The sequence below is a fragment of the Actinomycetes bacterium genome (assembly GCA_036000965.1).
Taxonomy (GTDB): domain Bacteria; phylum Actinomycetota; class CALGFH01; order CALGFH01; family CALGFH01; genus DASYUT01.
Window position 1 is genome coordinate 49,570 of the sequence record DASYUT010000108.1, and the last position, 19,113, is coordinate 68,682.

Below are 19,113 nucleotides of genomic sequence, written 5' to 3' on the forward strand. Positions count from 1 at the left end.
AAGGTACCTCTCGCCTTGTCCGAGACCGCGCGTCGCCTTGTCCAACACCGCGCGTCGCCTTGTCCAACACCGCGCGTCGCCTTGTCCAACACCGCGCGCCGCCGGCCTCTTACACGGCGGCGCCATGCGCAGCGTTCGACCTGTCCGCCCCGGCCCTCCGCGCGGCTCGACCGCTACGCCGTGGTCGTGGCAGCCCGCGACGGGCGGTGGTTCCCGCCGCCTCGGCGACCTGGCCGGCATCGCTGGCGCCTGCCGGGCCGCCAGGCCCGCCCCTGGGCCGGACGCCTGAACGTCCGACCTGCCGCGCGCGCGTTCTGCCACTTTCTGCCACTCAAGTGCGCCCTGACGCCATCCGATTCTCGGGGGTGCAGGCCCGAACGGATGAGCCCCCGGCCCGGGGGCGGCCAGGATCGCTGCACGAACGCCGGGGCGACGGCCTGCCAGCCCCCAGGAAAGGGAGGATGTCCATGCTGAAGGCCATGCAGCGCAGGCTGCAGGGGCAGCGGGAAGCGGGTTTCACGCTGATTGAGCTGATGGTCGTGGTGCTGATCATCGCGATCCTCATCGCGATCGCGATCCCGACGTTCCTCGGCGCCCGCCAGCGAGCCCAGAACCGAGCCGCCCAGTCGAGCCTCCGCAACTCGTTGACGGCGGCCAAGACGGTCTACACCGACGGGCAGGACTACAACGACGCCACCGCCGCCGCCCTGCAGGCCGTGGAGCCGAGCCTTGTGTTCGTGGCGGCCGGCACCGCCTCCACCGGGCAGAACAACGTCTCGGTGGGCAGCTCGCCGGCGGCCCCGGCGGCGGGGACCACCTTCGCCGCGGCAGCCCTGTCCGCGAGCGGCACCTGCTACTTCATCAGGGACGCGATCGCCGGCGGCACGGTGTACGGCAGCACGGCGACCTGTACCGGCACGAACGCGCTCACGGCGGCCGCCAACGGCTGGTAGCCACCCGGCTGCGCGGCTCGGCAAGGAGGCGGGCCCTCGGGCCCGCCTCCTTCGCCTTCCGGGCGGGCTGTAGCACCAGCAACCGTTCAACCTCCGGCGGGTCCGGCCGATCAACCGACTGAGCCGTCGGGAGCGGCCGGCGACCGTCGCTGCTTGGAGGAGCGCCTTTGTCAAGGATCATCCTGGGCCTGCGCGAGCGTGGCGCCGAGCGCGGCATGACCGTCCTCGAGGTGGTGATCGCCGCCTTCATCCTGCTGGTCGCCGCCACCGCCGTCTTCACCGCCATGTACAGCGGGCTCCGGCTCCAGGCGACCTCCAAGCAGCGGGCCACGGCCACGTACTGGGCCGACCACCTGCTGGAGCTGGCGCGCAACCAGCGCTACGACTCCATCGGGCTGTCGGACTCCACCGCGGCGATCACCGCGGTGACCGGCAGCGTGCCGGCCGGCGACGTCGACAACCCCGACCGGCGCCTGCGGAGGGACACGGCGACCGGCTGCCTCGAGTTCAACACGGGGACCGCCGCGAGCCCGGTCTGGGAGCGGCTGATCCTGTCGGACTCCTACACGCCTCCCAGCGCCGCGGCCACCTGCGCGACCCAGACGGCGACGAGCGACTTCCACCTGCGCCACTCGGGCGGGAGCAACGACTACGTCGCGGCCGGCTCGCCCGCGGTCACCTACCCCGGCTGGGTGTTCGCGACCTGGGCGCCCGTGGCCGGCAAGGCGAACCTGTACTACAAGCGGGTCACGGTGGTGGTCCGCTACCCGTCGCCCACCGGCGGCATCTCACGGCTGGTGCAGACCTCGTCGCTGTTCAGCCTCGGCTACGTGCCCGCCGTGGCACCGCCGACCACCCTGGCGCCGACGACCACCGTCGCACCCAGCACGACGGCGGCGACGTCGCCGAGCACGACCCTGCCGCCCGGGTGTGCCCCCGTGGCCGGTGACGCGCAGGCCCCGAGCGGACACATCGACCTCGCCGGCGGCAACAGCTACACGAACCAGCTCACGGTCGACATCAACAACTCGGTCGTCGACCTGCCCCACGGGGCCGGGGGGTCGGGGCTCGCCACGATGGCGTACTCGAACCTGAGCGCCACCGCCGGGTTCCAGCCCTCCCCGCCGGCCGGGTACGGCGCGGTCTACAGCGCCTGGCCGATCACGGCCGGCGACGGGATGAAGAGCGTCTGGGGCAGCATCACCGACTGCAACGGCAACCAGGCCGTGTTCGTCGACACCATCAGGCTGGACCAGACACGCCCGCCAGCCCCGGTGCTGAGCGGCTCGGCCGGCAAGAAGCAGCTCAGCCTGAGCTGGACCGCAACCACCGACCCAGGCGCGGCCGACGCCTCCGGGGTCGCCTCCTACCGGGTCTACCGCTCCGACAAGGGCCCGACGAGCCCGCTCGCCACCGTCCCGGCGGGCACGCTCGGCTACCACGACACGCCGCTCACGAGCGGCGTCGCCTACACCTACTGGGTCACGGCGGTGGACGCGGCCGGGAACGAGAGCCAGCCGGAGTCCAACCACTACACCGGGAGCCCGACCTGAGATGCTCACGCCCGACGGCGGCGCCCGCGCCGAGTCCGGCTTCACCATCGCCGAGCTGATGGTGACCTCGGCCATCCTGCTCCTGATCGTCACCGCCGCACTGTCGATCCTGGTCGCCGCCCAGCGGTCGGCCGGCTTCTCCTCCCGGCGCGGGCAGACCCAGGACGACGTGCGGCTGGCGATGGACCGGCTGACCAAGGACATGCGCCAGCTCACCGGGTTCACCACGTCGTTCGCGAGCAGCTCCGGGTGCAACGTGGTCGACACCTCGGGGTCGGGGGACTCGTGGACAGGGTGCGACCTGGACTTCCACGCCTACACCGTCGCCAACCCCGACACGCCGGTGCGGGTGCACTGGTGGGTCGCGGGCAACGCCCTGTACCGGGAGGAGTTCAGGCCCGACGGGAGCAGCGCGGGCACGGCGACCGTCCTGGGGGACCTGACCACGCCGGGCGGCAGCGTCCCCGCAGTCTTCTCCTGCGACGTGCTGCAGGGCTCTGACGCCGTCACCGGGGCTCCGGTGCCCTGGCAGATGACGGTCACGCTGACCATCGACCTCAGCGACCCGGGGACGACGTACTCCGTCCGGTCGCAGGTGCAGATGCGGAACCTCCAGATCCCGCAACCGCCCGCATGACCCCTGATCCCGCAACCCCCGCATGACCCCTGATCCCGCAACCGCCCGCATGACCAGAGGAGCTGCGATGGCCCGGCGCCAGCAGGCACCCACGAGACTCGCCCGGGGCGAGGACGGCTACGCCATGGTGGTGACCGTGCTCATCGTCATGATCCTCACCATGCTGCTCACCGTCGTGCTCGCGCAGGGGCTGCACAACAACACCGCCACCACGCGTGGCTACCGGCGCGCCCAGGCCCTGGGAGTCGCAGAGGCAGGGGTCAACTGGGCGATTGCCGCGCTCCAGGCCGACAAGGCCACCGCCGTGGTCACCAACCAGGCCGTGCCGGTCGCCGACGGCACCGGCGGCAACGGCACCGCGACGGTCACGGTCCGTGCCGGCACGCCGGACAACCCGGGGAAGCTCGGCTCCTACACGGTGTACTCGACCGGGCAGCCGGCGCAGCCTGGCGCGCCGACCCGGACGGTGCGGGTGGTGCTCGGGGCGGCCCCGAGCTTCCTGTATGCCCTGTACGCGGACTCGAGCCTCACCCTCGAGCAGAACGCCTGCATCGTCGGCCCGGTGTTCTCAAAGGGCGACGTCTACTTCAACCAGAACAGCACCATCGCCGGCACGAGCAAGACGCGCGGCTCGCTCATCAGCCAGAACGGGGTCATCAAGCAGTTCAGCGGGGGCAACAACGCCAAGTGCCCGAGCGCCGTCGACGGCGAGCCGGTCGACGCCTCCCGCGACATCCACGGCGACGTCCTGGCCGGGGGCGGGACCCTGTCGCCCTGCCTGGAGGCTCCCGCCGGCGCGGTCGACAGCGCGGCCCAGGGCTACAACCTGAACGGCGCGACGGTGGGCGGCCGGGTCTGCAACACCCCGCCCCCGTACAACATGCCCGCCTACACCTTCGACCCGCTACTGTACGCCAGCATCCAGTACTACGGCCAGCCACCGGGCTACGGGTCGCCCTCCTTGACCGCCGTGACCCAGTTCAACACCGCCTTCGCCACCGGCACCCTGCCCGTCGGGGCAGGAGGGGGCCTGGACCGGACCTACGTGGTCTGGGAGGACCTGTCCCTCTACACCGCCACCAACACCACCCCGCCCGCGCTCAAGCTGGATGCCAGCACCTTGCCGATCGCCAAGGACACGGTGATCTACACCAACGTCCCGGTGGACTTCGGCAACACCACCACCGTGAGCGCCGCCCAGTCCTGCTCGACGGCCTCCCCGCCGCCGTCCGGGACCCCGGCCTGCCCGACGTTCCAGGTGATCAGCGCCTACCCGGGGAACCCGTGCACCGGTGGCGTTGGCAACTGCCCGTCGATCTACGGCGGCAACAAGATCCAGTTCCGGCCCGAGGTGGCGGTCCTGCTCTACAGCCAGGACGGCACCGTCGTGCTCAAGAACGACTGCAACGCGCCGGGCTGCGACGACAGCAACAACGGCGCCATCTACGCCAGCAGCATCAACGGCAAGAACAACTTGAACGTGAGCTACACGCCCCGCATCGCCAGCGCGCTCGGCTTCGGCAAGGCAGCGCTGCTGCAGCAGTCCTGGGAAGAGCTGGCGCCCTGTCCCCCCGGCCAGACCCCGCCCTGTTGACGAGCTGCCACGCCGAATGCGTCGACAGGTAGGCTCCCGTCCATGAGCCCACTCGCCGCCGCCGTGCTCGCCGGCCTGCTCGGCCTGGTGTTCGGATCGTTCGCGAACGTCGTGATCCACCGGGTGCCCCGCAAGGAGTCGCTGGTGCGCCCGGCCTCGGGCTGCCCCTCGTGCGGCAGCCCGATCGCGCCGCGGGACAACATCCCGCTTGCGAGCTGGGTCCTGCTGCGCGGTCGCTGCCGCCACTGCCGGGCGCCCATCTCGATCCGCTACCCTGCGGTCGAGCTGGCCATGGCCGTGCTCTGGGCGCTGGTGGCCCACCGGCTCTGGTCCGACGGCCTTGCCTGGGCGGTGCCCGCCTACCTGGCCGTCACCTTCGTCTGCGTGGTGCTGACGGTGATCGACGCCTCGTCGAAGCTGCTGCCGAACCGGATCACCTACCCCGCGTTCCCCGTGGTCGCCGTGCTGCTGCTCGCGGCCAGCGCCGCCCTGGGCGACCTGGGCCGGATGCAGCGTGGCCTGCTCGCGGCGCTGGCCGTGGCCGGCCTGTTCTTCCTGCTGTTCCTCATCTCCCCCCGGGGGATGGGACTGGGCGACGTCAAGTTCGTGCCCACGCTCGGTCTGGCCCTCGGCTGGCTGTCCTGGTCGGCGGTTGCGGTCGGCATCTTCGGCGCCTTCCTCCTCGGCGGCGTGAGCGGCCTGGTGGCGATGGCCGTGCTCCGCCTGGGCCGGAAGGCCCTGATGCCCTTCGGGCCGTGGCTGGCCGCGGGGGCGGTGCTGGCCGTGCTGGCCGGCGGCCCGATCGCGACCTGGTACGCCCGGGCCCTGCTCAGCACCTGACCGCTGCGGGCGCCGGCTCGCGGACGCTACCGCCCCCACGCTCAAGCTTGCCCGGCGGGACGACGATGACTGTCAGGGCCCCGGGCCGGTCAGCGGCCGTGCTGGCCTCGTCCAGCATCGCCCCGCCGGAGCCCCACATCGAACGGCACGCCGAGCACGCGCAACGGAGGGCGACAGTTGGGTCGGAACGTCGTTGGTCTGGACATCGGCACGACGGCCGTGCGTGCGGCCGAGCTGTCCACGCGCCGCGGGAGGACCGTGCTCGAACGCTTCGGGGAGGTGGCGCTCCCGGTCGGCGCGGTGGTCGACGGTGAGGTGGTCGCCCCGGACGTGGTCGCCGTCGCGATCAGGCAGCTGTGGCGTCGGGTGCGGTTCGGGTCCCGGCAGGTGGTCATGGGCGTCGCCAACCAGCGGGTCGTGGTCCGGCTGGTCGACCTGCCCTCGATGGACGCCGAGGAGCTGCGCGGCTCGCTGCGGTTCCAGGTCCAGGAGCACATCCCGATCCCGGTGGAGGACGCCGAGCTCGACTTCAACGTCCTCGGCGAGCACGAGGGCGGCACGGGCCAGCGGCTCATGCGGGTGCTCCTGGTCGCCGCCCAGAAGGACATGATCGCCGGCCATCTGCGGGCCAGTGCGAAGGCCGGGCTGAAGCCGGTGAGCATCGACCTGATCCCGTTCGCGCTGGTCCGGTCGCTCGCCCCCGAGGGATCGGCGCCCCTCGCCGAGGCCGGCGAGGCCCTGATCGACGTGGGGTCCGCGGTCACCAACATCGTCGTCCACGAGAACGGCACCCCGCGCTTCGTCCGCATCCTGCTGATGGGGGGCGGCGACATCACCGACGCACTGCGGAAGGGACTCGCCCTCGACCACGAGGGCGCCGAGCACGCCAAGCTCGCGGTCGCAGCCGACACCTCCCGGGACAAGGCGGTGGACCGCATCGTGGAGCAGCGGGTGGCCGAGTTCGTCCAGGAGGTCCAAGGGTCGCTCGACTTCTACTGGGCCCAGGCCGGCGCCGTGCCGATCCGCCGGGTGCTGCTGACCGGTGGCGGCTCGCGGCTGCCGTCCCTCGGCGAGCGCCTGCGGGACGTGCTGCGCCTGCCGGTCGAGCCCGGCCGGACCCTGGAGGCGGTACGCCTCGGGCGTCTCCGCCGCCAGTCGGGCCAGCTCGCCGACATCGAGCCGGTGACCGCCGTACCGGTCGGGCTGGCCCTCGGAGGGGTGTCCTAGATGCAGCAGGACCTCGAGCTGGCCCGGCGCAGCGGAGCTGCGCCCCGGGTCAACCTGCTCCCCCCGGCGATCGTCGAGCGCCGGCTGGTCAAGCGGCAGCGCGTCGCCTGCGGCACCGGGTTCGTGCTCCTGCTGTCGCTGCTCGCCCTTGTCCACCTCGCGGCCAGCGGCCGTGCCGGGCGTGCCGAGCGGGCGGCCTCCAGGGAGCGGGCGGTCACCGCCGCCCTCGAGACCGAGAAGGCGAGGCTGCAGCCCTGGGCGACCCTCCAGGCTGAGGTCGCCGAGTCGGAGAAGCTGCGGGCGGGCGTGTACGCCAAGGAGATCCGGTTCTCAGACGTCCTGCAGGACGTCGCGACGGTCATGCCTGACAACGCCTGGCTGACCCAGGTGACCGCCTCGGTGAGCAGCGCCGGTGCCGGTGGCCAGGCGACCACGGGCACCGCGGCGACAACCCGGGCGGGAGCCGGCCAGGCGGCGGCCACACCCCCTGGCGCGCCCGGGTACGGGTCGCCGGTGGCGTCCATCGCCTTCTCGGGCACGGCGTTCGGTCATGTCGACGTGGGCAGGGTCGTCCGTGCGCTTGACGGCACGGTCAAGCGGAACGGCCAGGCGGTCTACCTCAACCCGTTCTTCACCTCGTCGCAGAGGCAGTCGCAGTCTGGCCAGCGCCCCACGGTGACGTTCTCGGCCAGCGTCGACCTCGGGCCGGCGGCGCTCTCGGGCCGCTTCCAGCGGCCCGGCGAACCGGGAGGGCGCTGACATGACCCGCCGTCGGGAGCTGATCCTCGTCGCCGTGGTGGCGCTGCTGGCCGTCGCCACCGGGTACCTGCTGCTCGTCCGGCCGGTGCTGGGCCGGACGGCCGCCGCCCGGGCGGACGAGCAGCGCGCGGCCAGCCAGGGTCAGGTCCTGCGGAGCCAGATCGGCGCGCTCCAGGACGTCAAGGCCAACGCGGCGCCGCTGCAGGCGCGGGCGAAGGCGGCGCGAGGCATGTTCCCGCCTCGCCCCGCCCTGCCCGACCTGGTCGACGCGTTGCAGAAGGTCGCCGACCAGTCGGGCGTCGAGCTCGTCTCGGTCCAGCCGGCTGCCCCGGCGCTGTCCACCGCCAACCCCGCCCTGGCCGAGATCACCACCGGCGTGGTCGTGACCGGGGGGTACTTCCAGGTCGAGGACTTCCTGGCGCGGCTCGAGGGGCTGGTCAAGGGCTCCGGGGCCGGCCCGGGGATCCCGCCCCGCTCGGTCCTGGTGCGCTCGGTCAGCCTCTCGAGCACAGGCTCCGGGGCCGCCGGCGCCGGCGCCGCGAGCCAGCCGCCGGCAACCAGTGGGACCGACTCCGACCAGCTCACCGGCAACATCAGCCTGGTCGCCTTCCAGGCGGTGACGTCGCCGGCCACGCCGGCCGCCGCGACCTCGGCGCCGACGTCCACCCCGCCGTCGACCGTCGCCGCCGGCCAGGCACCCCGGCCGTCCGGGCCGGCGCCGGCCGGCGGCGCCCAGAGGAGGTAGCCGGACGTGGCCATGCAACCGGAGCCAGCACCGACGAGCGCCCGGCAGCGCGCGCTGATCCTCGCTGCGGCAGGGGTGGGGCTGCTCGGGCTGGTGCTCTACGTCCTCGCACCCCAGCTCTCCGGCCGCGACGAGCTGGCCGCGCCACCGGGGCTGCCGGGCAGCGCCGCCGGCCCGACCGCCGGGACCGGCCGGTCACCCGAGACGGGCGCGCCGGGTGCGGTCCCGAGCGGGAGCGAGCCGAGCGTGTCCACCCCGCCCGCGACCAGCCAGCCGCCGATCGTGGCCCCGGCGACGGCCAAGGATCCGTTCCACCCGCTCGTCGGGCCGCCGTCCGGCGAGGGCGTCACCGCCGTGCCCGGAACACCTGCCGGCGTGGCGGCGCCGACGGGCGGCTCGTCGACCCCGTCGACCGTGCCCGGCGCGGCCGGCGGCACCGCCACGACGCCTGGTGGGGGGAGCACGACGGGCCGCAAGGTCACGCTGGTCGACGTGCTCCGCCGCGGTGGCGTCGCGTACGCCGACGTCGAGGTGGACGAGAAGCCGTACCGGGTCAGGAAGGGGCAGGTCTTCGCCGGGTCCTACAAGACGGTCGACATCGGCACGAGCTGCGCCGAGTTCCTCAGCGGCGTCACCGCGTTCACCCTGTGCGAAGGCGAGGCGGTGCTCAAGTAGCGGCCAGCCGGCTCACGCGCTCGAGTAGCGGCCAGCCCGCTCGCGGAGCTCGAGTAGCGGCCAGCCCGCTCGCGGAACCCTCGGTCCGGTAGGATCGGCCCACCCCACCGCCTCCGAACGGGACGCGCATCATGCTCCGCTACCTGACCGCAGGCGAGTCCCACGGCCAGGCGCTCGTTGCCATCCTCGAGGGCATGCCGGCCGGCGTCCCCGTCACCACCAAGGCCATCGCCGCCGAGCTGGCCCGGCGCCGGCTCGGCTACGGCCGGGGCGCGCGCATGCGCTTCGAGCAGGACCGTCTGGAGGTCCTCGGCGGCCTGCGGCACGGTCGCACCATCGGCTCCCCGGTGGCGGTGCTGATCGGCAACACCGAGTGGCCCAAGTGGACCGAGGTGATGGCGCCCGACCCGGTCGCCGACCCGGAGGCGGCCGCGACCGGCCGCGGAGTGCCGCTCACCCGGCCCCGGCCCGGCCACGCCGACCTGGCCGGCATGCAGAAGTACGGCTTCGGCGAGGCCCGCCCGGTGCTCGAGCGGGCCAGCGCCCGCGAGACCGCCGCCCGGGTGGCGGTCGGCGCGGTCGCCCGCGCCCTGCTGGCCGAGGTGGGCATGGACGTGCTCTCCCACGTGGTCCGGCTCGGCCCGGTCGAGGCCGACCCGGCCGCGCTGCCTGTCCCGGGCGACGCCGAGCGGGTCGACGCCAGCGAGGTGCGCTGCCTCGACCCGGCCGCCTCCGAGCAGATGACGGCCGCGGTCGACGCGGCCAAGGCGGCCGGCGACACCCTGGGCGGGGTCTTCGAGGTGGTGGCCTACGGGCTGCCGCCCGGGCTCGGCTCCTACGTGCACTGGGACCGCAAGCTCGACGCCCGGCTGGCCGCCGCGCTCATGAGCGTGCAGGCCATCAAGGGGGTCGAAGTGGGCGACGGCTTCGCGACCGCCGCCCGGCCCGGCTCCGCCGCCCACGACGAGATCGTCCCCGGTCCGTGGCGGCCGGCGCGCCGGACCGGGCGCAGCGGCGGGATCGAGGGCGGCATGTCGACCGGGGGGACGCTGCGCCTGCGCGCGGCCATGAAGCCGCTGTCGACCCTGGTCCGCGCGCTCGACACCGTCGACGTGGCCACCGGCGCGCCGGCCCGGGCGGTGGTGCAGCGCTCGGACGTGACCGCGGTGCCGGCCGCCGCGGTCGTCGGTGAGGCGGTGGTCGCCCTCGTGCTGGCCGACGCCCTGCTCGAGAAGACCGGTGGCGACTCCCTCGACGAGGTGCGCCGCAACCTCGACACCTACCTGGCTGGGCTGGCGCGGGGCGACGCCCCGGGCGGCGAGCATCGCTGAGGCCGGGCCGCGGCCGCACGCCCGGCGTACCCGGGGGCCGGCCGGGTCCCGCCCCGCGACCGCGGGCGGGCACCTCGGCCGCGGGCGGGCACCCCGGCCGGGCTCCCCGTTCAAGACAAGCACGGAGGTCGGCTGCTACCCTGCTGCGCCAGGCCAGCGCGCCACCGACCAAGGAGGCCCTCGCGCGTGCGACCGGTTCTGCCCACGATCGTCCTCATCGGGTTCATGGGGGCTGGCAAGTCGACGGTCGGGCAGCTCGTCGCGCGGGCGCTCGGGCGCGAGTTCGTCGACACCGACGTGGTGATCCAGCGCAACGCGCGCATGGACGTGAGCGAGATCTTCCGCCGGGAGGGTGAGGAGGGCTTCCGGCGCCGGGAGGTGGTCGTGATCGACCGCGCCATCTCGGCTCCCGGCCGGGTCGTCGCGGTCGGCGGCGGGGCGGTCCTCTCGGCCGACAACCGCACCGCGCTCAAGCAGGCCGGGCTCCTCGTCTACCTGCGGGCCACCCCCGAGACGCTCGCCGCCCGGCTGGTGGGGACGACCGACCGGCCGCTGCTCAACAACGCCGCCGACCGGGTCGGCAGGATCCGCGACCTGCTGGTCGCGCGCGGGCCGATCTACGAGACCGCGGGCGACGCGGCGATCGACACCGACCGGCAGACCCCCGAGCAGACCGCCGCCGAGCTGCTCGACTGGTACCGCTGCCGCATCGACGAGCTGGCCGGCCGATGACGCCGGTGGGCGCAGCCCCCGGTCCGCCCGGCCGGCAAGGGGCACCGACCCTCACAGCGTGCACGCCCGAGCCGGCCGTGCGTACGGCCGCGGTGGGCACACCCGAGCCGGCGGCGCACACGGCCGCGGTGGGCACACCCGAGCCGGCCGTGCGTACGGCCGAGGTGCGCTCGGCCGAGGTGCGCTCAGCCGAGGTGCGTACGGTCGAGGTGCGCATGGCTGGCGGCGCGTACCCGGTGCACATCGGGCCCGGCCTGCTCGACCGCCTCGGCGAGCTGCTGCCCGCCCTCCCGGGCGCCGAGGCAGCCGCGGTGGTGTTCGCCGAGCCGGTCCGGGGGTTCGCCGAGCGGGCCGCAGCCGCCCTGGCCAGGCGCGGCCTCGTTCCCCACCTGCTCGACGTGCCGGCCGGGGAGGCGGCCAAGCGGCTTGCGGTGGTCGAGACGCTCTACCACCGGCTGGCCGCCGTCCCGACCCACCGGGCCGACCCGGTGGTGGCCGTGGGCGGGGGCGCCACCACCGACGTGGCCGGCTTCGCGGCCGCCACTTGGCTGCGCGGGGTACCGCTGGTCAACGTCCCGACCACCGTGCTCGGCATGGTCGACGCGGCCCTCGGGGGCAAGACCGGGGTCGACCTCGCGGCTGGCAAGAACCTGGTCGGCGCCTTCCACCAGCCGGCGGCGGTCGTCGCCGACACCGGCACGCTCGCCAGCCTGGACCGCGCCGAGGTCCGCTCCGGCCTCGCCGAGGTGGTCAAGGCCGGCCTGGTCGGGGACCCGGCGCTGGCCGCCGCCTGCCTGGCTCTGGCCGGTCCGGCCGCGGCCGGCGACCCCGAGGCGCTGGCGCCCCTGCTCGATGCGGCCGTGCGGGTCAAGGCCGAGGTGGTCGCGGCCGACGAGCGCGAGGGCGGCCTGCGGGCGGTGCTCAACTACGGCCACACCCTGGGGCACGCCCTGGAGCGCATGGCCGGGTTCCAGGGCCTGCGCCACGGCGAGGCGGTCGCCCTGGGGATGGTCTTCGCCGCCCGGGTGGCCGAGGAGACCGGCCTGGCCGAGGAGGGCCTGGTCGCCGGCCACGTCCAGGTGCTCGACGCGCTCGGCCTGCCCACCGGCGGGGTGGTGCTCGATCCCGAGGCGGTGCTGGCTGCCATGGCGACCGACAAGAAGCACCTCGGCGGCCTCCGGCTGGTGCTGCTGCGCGCCCCCGGACAGCCGCAGGTCGTGCCCGCGCCCGACGCGAGCGTGCTCGCCGCCGCGATCCGCACCCTCGCCGACGACCCCGGACGAACAGGGCGCCGGTGACGCGGGCGGGCGCGCCGGAGGCGGCGCGGGCAGGAGGGCGCCGGTGACATGGGCGGGCGCGCCAGAGGCGGCGCGCGGGCAGGAGGGGCGCAGGTGACGCGGGCGTTTCCGACCGCTGGGGACGGGCCGCGGGTGCTCGTGCTGCACGGACCCAACCTGGGGGCGCTCGGCCGCCGCGACCCGGCCCAGTACGGGACCCTCGACCTCGACGCGATCACGGCCCGGCTCGGCGCGCTCGCCGCCGAGCTGGGCGTCGCCGTCGAGGGCCTGCAGTCCGACCACGAGGGCGAGCTGGTCGAGGCGCTCCTGGGCGCCCGCGCGGGCGGGGTCGCCGCCGTCGTGATCAACCCGGGCGCCCTCGCCCACACCTCCTACGCGGTGCGGGACGCGGTCGAGGCGTGCGGCATCCCGGTGGTCGAGGTCCACCTGTCCAACGTGCACGCGCGCGAGCGGTTCCGCCACCACCTGGCCATCGCCCCGGTCGCGGCCGGCGTGGTGGCCGGGCTCGGGCCGGCCAGCTACGAGCTGGGGCTGCGCGCGGTCGCCGGCCTGATCGCCCGCGGGTAGAACCTCTTGCGGGCGGGAACGAATGCCGGTGAGGCCGAGATGCGAGGAGTCGACGTGTCCGTCCAGCCCGCCCGCCCCGACCGCCGCCCCGGAGGCCGGGCGCACCAGATCAGGACCACCCTGGCCCGCCGGGGCGCCCTTCGTGCCCTGCTGCCACCCGCCGACCTGGTCGCCATGCTGGTCACCAAGCCGGTCAACGTCCGTTACCTCACCGGCTTCTCGGGCAGCTACGGCGCGCTGCTGCTCTTCCACGACCGCACGATCTTCCTCACCGACCGCCGCTACGAGGCGCAGGCGGCGGCCGAGGTGGCCGGCGCCGAGATCGTGATGGCCGGCGGCGACCTGATCGCCGGGGTCGTGACCGTGCTCGGCAACGACGGCGAAGGGCTGGGGTTCGAGCCGAACGGGCTCACCTGGGGGATGGGGCAGCGGCTGCGCACCTCGCTGCCCGGGCGGGCCGTGGTGCCCGCCCCCGAGCTGGTCGAGGAGCTGCGCGTGGTCAAGGACGAGGAGGAGGTCGCGTCCATGCGCGAGGCGGCCCGGATCGGCACCACCGCCCTCGCCGGGCTGCTCGACACCTTGCGGGCCGGGATGACCGAGCGCGAGGTCGCGCTCGACCTCGAGCTGTCGATGCGCCGGCTCGGCGGGGACGGCCTGGCCTTCGACCCGATCGTCGCCTTCGGGGAGCAGGCGGCTGAGCCGCACCACCGGCCGAACGACCGGGAGCTCGCCGCCGGCGACTTCGTCAAGCTCGACTTCGGCGCCCGGGTCGACGGCTACTGCTCCGACATGACCCGCACAGTGGCCTTCGGCCGTACCTCCGAGCGCCAGCGCGAGGTCTACCAGCTGGTCCTCCGGGCCCAGGCGGCCGGGCTGGCCGCGCTGCGTCCCAGGGTCGTCGCGGGCGAGGTCGACCGCGCCTGCCGGGAGGTCATCGCCGACGCGGGCCTGGGCGACGCGTTCGTCCACCCCACCGGGCACGGCGTCGGGCTCCAGATCCACGAGGCGCCGTGGGTGCGCCCCGGAGCCGGTGGTAGCATCGCCAGCGGGACGCCAGTGACCGTCGAGCCAGGTGTCTACCTTCCCGGCTTCGGCGGCGTGCGGATCGAGGACCTTGCGGTCGTCCGTCCGGGCGGCCACGAGCTCCTCACCACTGCACCCAGGGAGCTCATCGAACTCTGACGGACGGACGGCCCGGCGCGCGGCGGAGCCGCTGGCAAGGCTTGAGGAGGCACCGATGCCAACCACGAACGACCTGAAGAACGGGATGACCCTGAACATCGACGGCAACCTGATGAACGTGGTGGAGTTCCAGCACGTCAAGCCGGGCAAGGGTGGCGCCTTCGTGCGCACCAAGCTGAAGAACGTGCGCACCGGGCGGGTGCTCGACAAGACCTTCCGGGCCGCCGAGCCGGTCGAGGTGGCCATCCTGGAGAAGCGCGCGATGCAGTATCTCTACCGGGACGAGACCGGCTTCCACTTCATGGACACCGAGACCTACGAGCAGTCGGCGGTCGAGGCCGGAGCGGTCGGCGACGCCGCCAACTGGATGGTCGACGGCTCCACCCCCTACGTGACCTTCTACGAGGGCAGCGCGATCGGCGTGGAGCTGCCGGCCAGCGTCGAGCTGGCCGTGACCGGGACCGAGCCCGGCATCAAGGGCGACCGGGTCTCCGGGGCGACCAAGCCGGCCACGGTCGAGACCGGCTCGGTCGTGCAGGTGCCGCTGTTCGTCGAGACCGGCGACCGCATCAAGGTGGACACCCGCAGCGGCGCCTACCTGACCCGGGTGCAGTGACCGACCCGCTCGCCCCGTCCGGGATGCGGTCGGCCGCCCGCCGGCGGGCCCTCGACATCCTCTACGAGGCCGACGTGCTCGAGCAGCCCATCCCCACCGTGCTCGCCCGCCACCTCGACCACCCCGAGGCCGAGCGCCTCGACCCCTACACAGTCGAGCTGGTCGCCGGGGTGGACCGCCGCCGCGGCGAGCTTGACGGTCGCATCGGGCGGGCCGCCGAGCACTGGACGGTCGAGCGGATGCCGCTGGTGGACCGCAACCTCCTCCGGCTCGCCATCTATGAGCTGGTGGCCCGGCCCGAGGTCCCGACCGCGGTGGTGCTGGACGAGGCAATCGAGCTGGCCAAGCTGCTGTCGACCGCCGACTCGGGCCGCTTCGTCAACGGCGTGCTCGGTCGCGTGGCCCGCGAGGTCCGCAACGCTCAAGCGCCTGGTTAGGTTCGAGGCGGTTGCTTGGCGGTCCCATCTCGCCAATAGTGGCGGGCGAGCTTGACACGGCAAGCTTCGATCCGGTCGAGGCACCCCAAGGCGCGCACCAGCGCCGATCGGGCCGGAGGGGTGCCCGGACGCCGTCGCCTGCCGCCGGGTACCAAAGAGACCGGGGTACCAAGGAGAGAAGGGGAGGCGCATGCGGTCGTCCAGGCTCCTGCTGGTCGGGGGCGCGCTGGCCGTGCTGCTCCTGCGCCCGTCCGCCGCTGCTGCCGCCGCCGATGCCCAGGTCTACCTCGAGGACATGAGCTGCACCGGCATCGGCGCCGAGGGCGAGGGGCTCACGAAGGGCGTCGAGCTGGCGCTCACCCTCGTGAACAAGGACAACGGCACCGTGCTGTCGAAGCAGATGGTGACCACCTCGCCCGAGGGCGGGTTCAAGACCAGGCTCAAGGCCGACCTCAACCAGGTCCTCGGGGTCCGCTTGGTGGTCGCGACCCCGGAGGGCAGCCGGCTGGTGTTCACCGAGCACGTCATGCGCGACGGGCACGCTATGTGCAGCCTGCCCGCCGGGGGCGCCCTGCCCTACACCGGGTCGCCCAACCGCGCCCCAGTCGTGCTCGCGGTGGCGGCCGTGCTCGTCGCCTTCGGGTCCTTCCTGGTCGCCGCCTTCGCCTACCGGGGGCGCCGGGTTCTGGCCCGGTAGCGCTCGTTCCGCCATGACTCCGACCGACCCGAAGCACCTGGCAGACCCGCGAGGGCCCTCGCCGCCGGTCCGCAACCCCGTCCTGATGGTCGCCGCGGGCAGCCTGCTCGTGGTCGTGCTCGCGGTGGCGATCGCTTGGGCGGTGCGTACCTCCGGGTCCCGTCCCGACCGCTCGCCTGCCGGCTCGCAGGCGGCCACCGCGACATCGGTGGCCACGGCCCCGCCCACGACCGCGGCCAAGGCCGGGCAGCAGCCGGGCAAGGAAGCAGAGGAGCACCTGATCGCCAATCCGAGCTTCGAGGCCAGCGTCGCCGGCTGGCGCCCGATCGGTACGGCGGTCCTCGAGCGCATCCCGACCGCCAAGGACGGCAAATGGTCGGTGAAGCTGGTCGGCGGCCAGGGGTCGGCAGCGGCGACCAGGGCCGGTATCGAGCACGCGGCCGTGCCGGTCGAGCCGGACGTCAAGGTGAACCAGCTCTATGAGGCGGTCGTGTGGGTCCGCACCAGCAAGCCGGGCACCCTCGTCCAGGTCAACGTGGTCGAGTACGTCGACGGCCGCCGCTTCGCGGTCGACTCGGCAGGCACCGACCTCCGCAACACCGACTGGCGCCAGATCGAGGTCTACCATTACCTGCACCGGCCCGGCTCGCACCTGGTCGTGGAGGTGGTCGCCCCCGCCCTCCCGCGAGGCGAGAGCGTGCTCGTCGACAGCGTCAAGATGGAGCTGGAGCACTGAGCAGCAGCGCAGAGGTCCGCACGGTACGTCGACGCGGCGACCAGAAAGGACTTGCGAGGCGACGGGGTGAGCCTTCTGGTGCCGTTTCAGGCCCTCAGGCGTGCTGGTGGTCGCCCGAGCCGTGGAGCAGGGCGCGCATCGCGTCGCGCAGGCCGTCGAGCGCACCGGCCGGCACCGTCACGTCGGCCCCGGCGACCTCGCCGATCCCCACGACGAACGCGTTCGGGCTGGTCGAGCGGAGCCGGCGGGCGATCGCCTCGGGGCGCGGGCCGGCCGCGCTCTCGTCCATGACCAGGAAGCGTGCCCGCCGCTCGACCGCCTCCCGGTAGGCGCCCTCGGGATCGGCCGCCTCGCCGACCACCTCCCACTCGGCGGCCACGGACGCCCGGCGCAGCTCGAGGCGGCGCTCCCGCTGGGCGGCGGCGACAACGATGCGGACGGCGGTGCACACGTGGCAGGCTCCTGGCTCGTCGGGTCCGGTCGGCGCTCGTCAGGTCTGGTCGACAGCGGGCCACGGCCCGCCCCGCAGGGCGGACGGCCCGCGCGGTGACTATCCTACGGCGGGTCGGGAGCCCGGCGGGGAGGTGAGCGGGATGGGAGCTGGACCGAGGCGACGCGCGGCGGCCGCGCTGGCAGCCCTCACGCTGGCCCTCGCCGGGACCGGCTGCGGGGAAGGCTCCCGCCCGCCGGACCGCACGGCGCCGCCGGAGACGGCCGCTCCGGCCGCCACCGGCGGCGGGCCGTTCCGGGTGCTCGTGTTCACCAGGACGGCCGGCTTCCGGCACCGGTCCATCGAGGACGGGGTCGCGGCGATCCGGCGCCTGGGGCAGCAGCACGGGTTCGGGGTCGACGACACCGCCGACGCCACCCGGATCGGCCAGGGCCTCGCCGCGTACCGGGCCGTCGTGTTCCTGTCCACCACCGGCGAGGTGCTCGACGGCGGCCAGCAGGCCGCCCTCCAGCGCTACCTCCGAGGCGGGGGCGGCTGGGTCGGCGTCCATGCCGCCGCCGACGCGGAGTACCACTGGCCCTGGTACGGCGGGCTGGTCGGCGCCTGGTTCCGGCGCCACCCGGCCGTCCAGCGCGCCGTGGTCCTCACCGAGCCGGCCGCCGGCGCCACCGAGCCGGCCGCCGGCGCCCCGGCCGGGGCGTTGCCCCGGCGCTGGGAGCGCACCGACGAGTGGTACGACTTCAGGACCAACCCCCGCGGCCGGGTCCGGGTGCTCGCCACCCTCGACGAGTCGACCTACTCTGGCGGCGGGATGGGCGGCGACCACCCGATCGCCTGGTGCCACCGGTACGACGGCGGCCGGGCCTGGTACACGGCCATGGGCCACACCAGCGAGAGCTTCCAGGAGCCGCTCTACCTCGTCCACCTGCTCGCCGGCATCCGCTACGCGGCCGGGGCCGGCGGGACCCGCTGCGGTCCGGGCGGGTAGCCGGGCGACGGGAGGCCGGGCCGGCGATGGGGTCGGCCTCGGCCGCTTCCTGCTCCGGATGCTCCTCGGCAACCTCACCTGCGGCCTGTACACAACGCTCACGCTGGTGGCCGACGCGGGACGGCAACCGGCAAACGCTCGACGACAAGATCTTCTGGACGGTCGTCGTCAGGGCCCGGTAGCTGCCCACCAACGGGTTCGTAACCTTACGGACGTAACCCCGTATGCTAGTGACGAGTTGACAGTTCAGCGGTATTCCATCACTGCCTAAACTAATATAATGGTTATAGGCGGCGGATGTGGGTAGAACCTCTGGAGGCAGGCGGAGACCGGGGGAGACCATGGAGGAGACCATGTCGATCGTGGACGGTTCCTTGTTGGTCGCCTACCTGCTCATGATCACGGTGCTGATGCTCACACCAGGCCCGGACATGCTGTTCGTGCTCGCGACCGGGATCCGCGGAGGGTCCCGGGCCGGCTTCGTCGCCGCGCTCGGCGTCGCCCTGGGCGAGACCGTCCACCTGCTCGCCGCCGCGGCCGGCCTGGCCGCGGTGTTCCGCGCCGCCCCGGTGCTCTACGACGCCGTGCGGCTGGCCGGGGGGGCCTACCTGGTGTGGCTCGGCGTGCGGACCCTGCTGGCCCGGGGCGGCGCCCTCGTCGGCGGCGGGCACGGGGCACGCAGCCCGCGCTGGGCGTTGTGGCGCGGCACGGTGACCAACCTGCTGAACCCGAAGATGGCACTGTTCACCGTCGCGCTCCTGCCCCAGTTCGTGGACCCGGCCCGCGGCCGGGTCCCGCTGCAGCTGCTGGTGCTGGGCACCTGCTTCCTGGTGGTGGAGATCGCCGTCGACGGGACCGTCGGGCTGGCCGCTGGCCGCCTCAACCGGTTCCTGACCCGCCGCCGCAACCTGGCCCGCGGGCTCGACGTGGTCGGCGGCTCGATCTTCCTCGGCCTGGGGGCCAAGGTCGCCCTCACCCGCTGAGCGCGGCGGGCGCCCGACCGGCGGGTTTGCCGCGCGGCGGCCGGGGGCCTAGCATTCGGGGACAACCGAACACCGAGCGCCCTTTAAGGGCTGGTCCTGAGAGGCCAGGAAG

21 protein-coding genes are annotated in these 19,113 nt (G+C 74.0%); 20 read left to right on the forward strand and 1 reads right to left on the reverse strand.

Going from position 1 to position 19,113, the window contains the following annotated elements; translation table 11 throughout:
• The first annotated feature begins 461 nt into the window (after positions 1 to 461).
• The 18 genes from VG276_08530 to VG276_08615 all read left to right on the forward strand — a co-directional run bounded on the left by VG276_08530 (position 462) and on the right by VG276_08615 (position 16,579).
• Positions 462 to 953 carry a prepilin-type N-terminal cleavage/methylation domain-containing protein gene (locus VG276_08530; protein ID HEV8649438.1) on the forward strand — a complete coding sequence of 164 codons (492 nt, stop codon included), beginning with the start codon at positions 462 to 464 and terminating at the stop codon, positions 951 to 953.
• A 167-nt stretch (positions 954 to 1,120) separates the two neighbouring features.
• Positions 1,121 to 2,506: a fibronectin type III domain-containing protein gene (locus tag VG276_08535; GenBank protein ID HEV8649439.1), complete on the forward strand. Its 1,386-nt coding sequence runs from the start codon at positions 1,121 to 1,123 to the stop codon at positions 2,504 to 2,506.
• 1 nt (position 2,507) lies between these two features.
• On the forward strand, positions 2,508 to 3,143 hold the full coding sequence (locus tag VG276_08540; protein HEV8649440.1) for a hypothetical protein: 636 nt from the start codon (positions 2,508 to 2,510) through the stop codon (positions 3,141 to 3,143).
• Between the two features lie 67 nt (positions 3,144 to 3,210).
• The gene (locus VG276_08545; protein HEV8649441.1) at positions 3,211 to 4,737 is read left to right on the forward strand and encodes a pilus assembly PilX N-terminal domain-containing protein; all 1,527 of its coding nucleotides are present in this window, start codon (positions 3,211 to 3,213) and stop codon (positions 4,735 to 4,737) included.
• A 42-nt stretch (positions 4,738 to 4,779) separates the two neighbouring features.
• A complete protein-coding gene (locus VG276_08550) occupies positions 4,780 to 5,577 on the forward strand; it encodes a prepilin peptidase (GenBank protein HEV8649442.1) in 798 nt (265 codons plus the stop codon).
• Positions 5,578 to 5,754: 177 nt separating this feature from the next.
• Complete coding sequence (pilM, locus tag VG276_08555) at positions 5,755 to 6,804, forward strand: type IV pilus assembly protein PilM (protein ID HEV8649443.1); 1,050 nt, start codon at positions 5,755 to 5,757, stop codon at positions 6,802 to 6,804.
• Positions 6,805 to 7,563 carry a hypothetical protein gene (locus VG276_08560; protein ID HEV8649444.1) on the forward strand — a complete coding sequence of 253 codons (759 nt, stop codon included), beginning with the start codon at positions 6,805 to 6,807 and terminating at the stop codon, positions 7,561 to 7,563.
• 1 nt (position 7,564) lies between these two features.
• A complete protein-coding gene (pilO, locus tag VG276_08565) occupies positions 7,565 to 8,308 on the forward strand; it encodes a type 4a pilus biogenesis protein PilO (GenBank protein HEV8649445.1) in 744 nt (247 codons plus the stop codon).
• 6 nt (positions 8,309 to 8,314) lie between these two features.
• Complete coding sequence (locus VG276_08570; GenBank protein HEV8649446.1) at positions 8,315 to 8,983, forward strand: hypothetical protein; 669 nt, start codon at positions 8,315 to 8,317, stop codon at positions 8,981 to 8,983.
• A gap of 131 nt (positions 8,984 to 9,114) precedes the next feature.
• Complete coding sequence (aroC, locus tag VG276_08575; GenBank protein HEV8649447.1) at positions 9,115 to 10,314, forward strand: chorismate synthase; 1,200 nt, start codon at positions 9,115 to 9,117, stop codon at positions 10,312 to 10,314.
• Positions 10,315 to 10,500: 186 nt separating this feature from the next.
• Positions 10,501 to 11,046, forward strand: coding sequence for a shikimate kinase (locus tag VG276_08580; protein HEV8649448.1), 546 nt, complete (start codon positions 10,501 to 10,503; stop codon positions 11,044 to 11,046).
• Positions 11,047 to 11,123: 77 nt separating this feature from the next.
• Positions 11,124 to 12,344, forward strand: coding sequence for a 3-dehydroquinate synthase (gene aroB / locus VG276_08585; protein HEV8649449.1), 1,221 nt, complete (start codon positions 11,124 to 11,126; stop codon positions 12,342 to 12,344).
• 93 nt (positions 12,345 to 12,437) lie between these two features.
• On the forward strand, positions 12,438 to 12,911 hold the full coding sequence (locus tag VG276_08590) for a type II 3-dehydroquinate dehydratase (protein ID HEV8649450.1): 474 nt from the start codon (positions 12,438 to 12,440) through the stop codon (positions 12,909 to 12,911).
• Between the two features lie 54 nt (positions 12,912 to 12,965).
• Positions 12,966 to 14,093, forward strand: coding sequence for an aminopeptidase P family protein (locus VG276_08595; GenBank protein ID HEV8649451.1), 1,128 nt, complete (start codon positions 12,966 to 12,968; stop codon positions 14,091 to 14,093).
• A 55-nt stretch (positions 14,094 to 14,148) separates the two neighbouring features.
• On the forward strand, positions 14,149 to 14,709 hold the full coding sequence (efp, locus tag VG276_08600) for an elongation factor P (protein HEV8649452.1): 561 nt from the start codon (positions 14,149 to 14,151) through the stop codon (positions 14,707 to 14,709).
• Positions 14,710 to 14,732: 23 nt separating this feature from the next.
• The gene (gene nusB, locus VG276_08605; GenBank protein HEV8649453.1) at positions 14,733 to 15,146 is read left to right on the forward strand and encodes a transcription antitermination factor NusB; all 414 of its coding nucleotides are present in this window, start codon (positions 14,733 to 14,735) and stop codon (positions 15,144 to 15,146) included.
• Between the two features lie 190 nt (positions 15,147 to 15,336).
• Positions 15,337 to 15,843: a hypothetical protein gene (locus VG276_08610; protein HEV8649454.1), complete on the forward strand. Its 507-nt coding sequence runs from the start codon at positions 15,337 to 15,339 to the stop codon at positions 15,841 to 15,843.
• Positions 15,844 to 15,856: 13 nt separating this feature from the next.
• Positions 15,857 to 16,579, forward strand: coding sequence for a hypothetical protein (locus tag VG276_08615; protein HEV8649455.1), 723 nt, complete (start codon positions 15,857 to 15,859; stop codon positions 16,577 to 16,579).
• A 94-nt stretch (positions 16,580 to 16,673) separates the two neighbouring features.
• On the opposite strand, the gene VG276_08620 is transcribed toward VG276_08615, so the two are convergent.
• Positions 16,674 to 17,030, reverse strand: a complete 357-nt coding sequence (locus VG276_08620; GenBank protein HEV8649456.1) for a hypothetical protein — start codon at positions 17,028 to 17,030, stop codon at positions 16,674 to 16,676.
• A 142-nt stretch (positions 17,031 to 17,172) separates the two neighbouring features.
• Between VG276_08620 and VG276_08625 the strand changes: the two genes are divergently transcribed.
• Together VG276_08625 and VG276_08630 are read left to right on the forward strand one after the other, a co-directional pair.
• Positions 17,173 to 18,018 carry a ThuA domain-containing protein gene (locus VG276_08625; GenBank protein HEV8649457.1) on the forward strand — a complete coding sequence of 282 codons (846 nt, stop codon included), beginning with the start codon at positions 17,173 to 17,175 and terminating at the stop codon, positions 18,016 to 18,018.
• Between the two features lie 353 nt (positions 18,019 to 18,371).
• Positions 18,372 to 19,001 (forward strand): LysE family translocator, encoded by a 630-nt coding sequence (locus tag VG276_08630; GenBank protein ID HEV8649458.1) that lies wholly within the window; start codon positions 18,372 to 18,374, stop codon positions 18,999 to 19,001.
• The last annotated feature ends 112 nt before the right edge of the window (positions 19,002 to 19,113 follow it).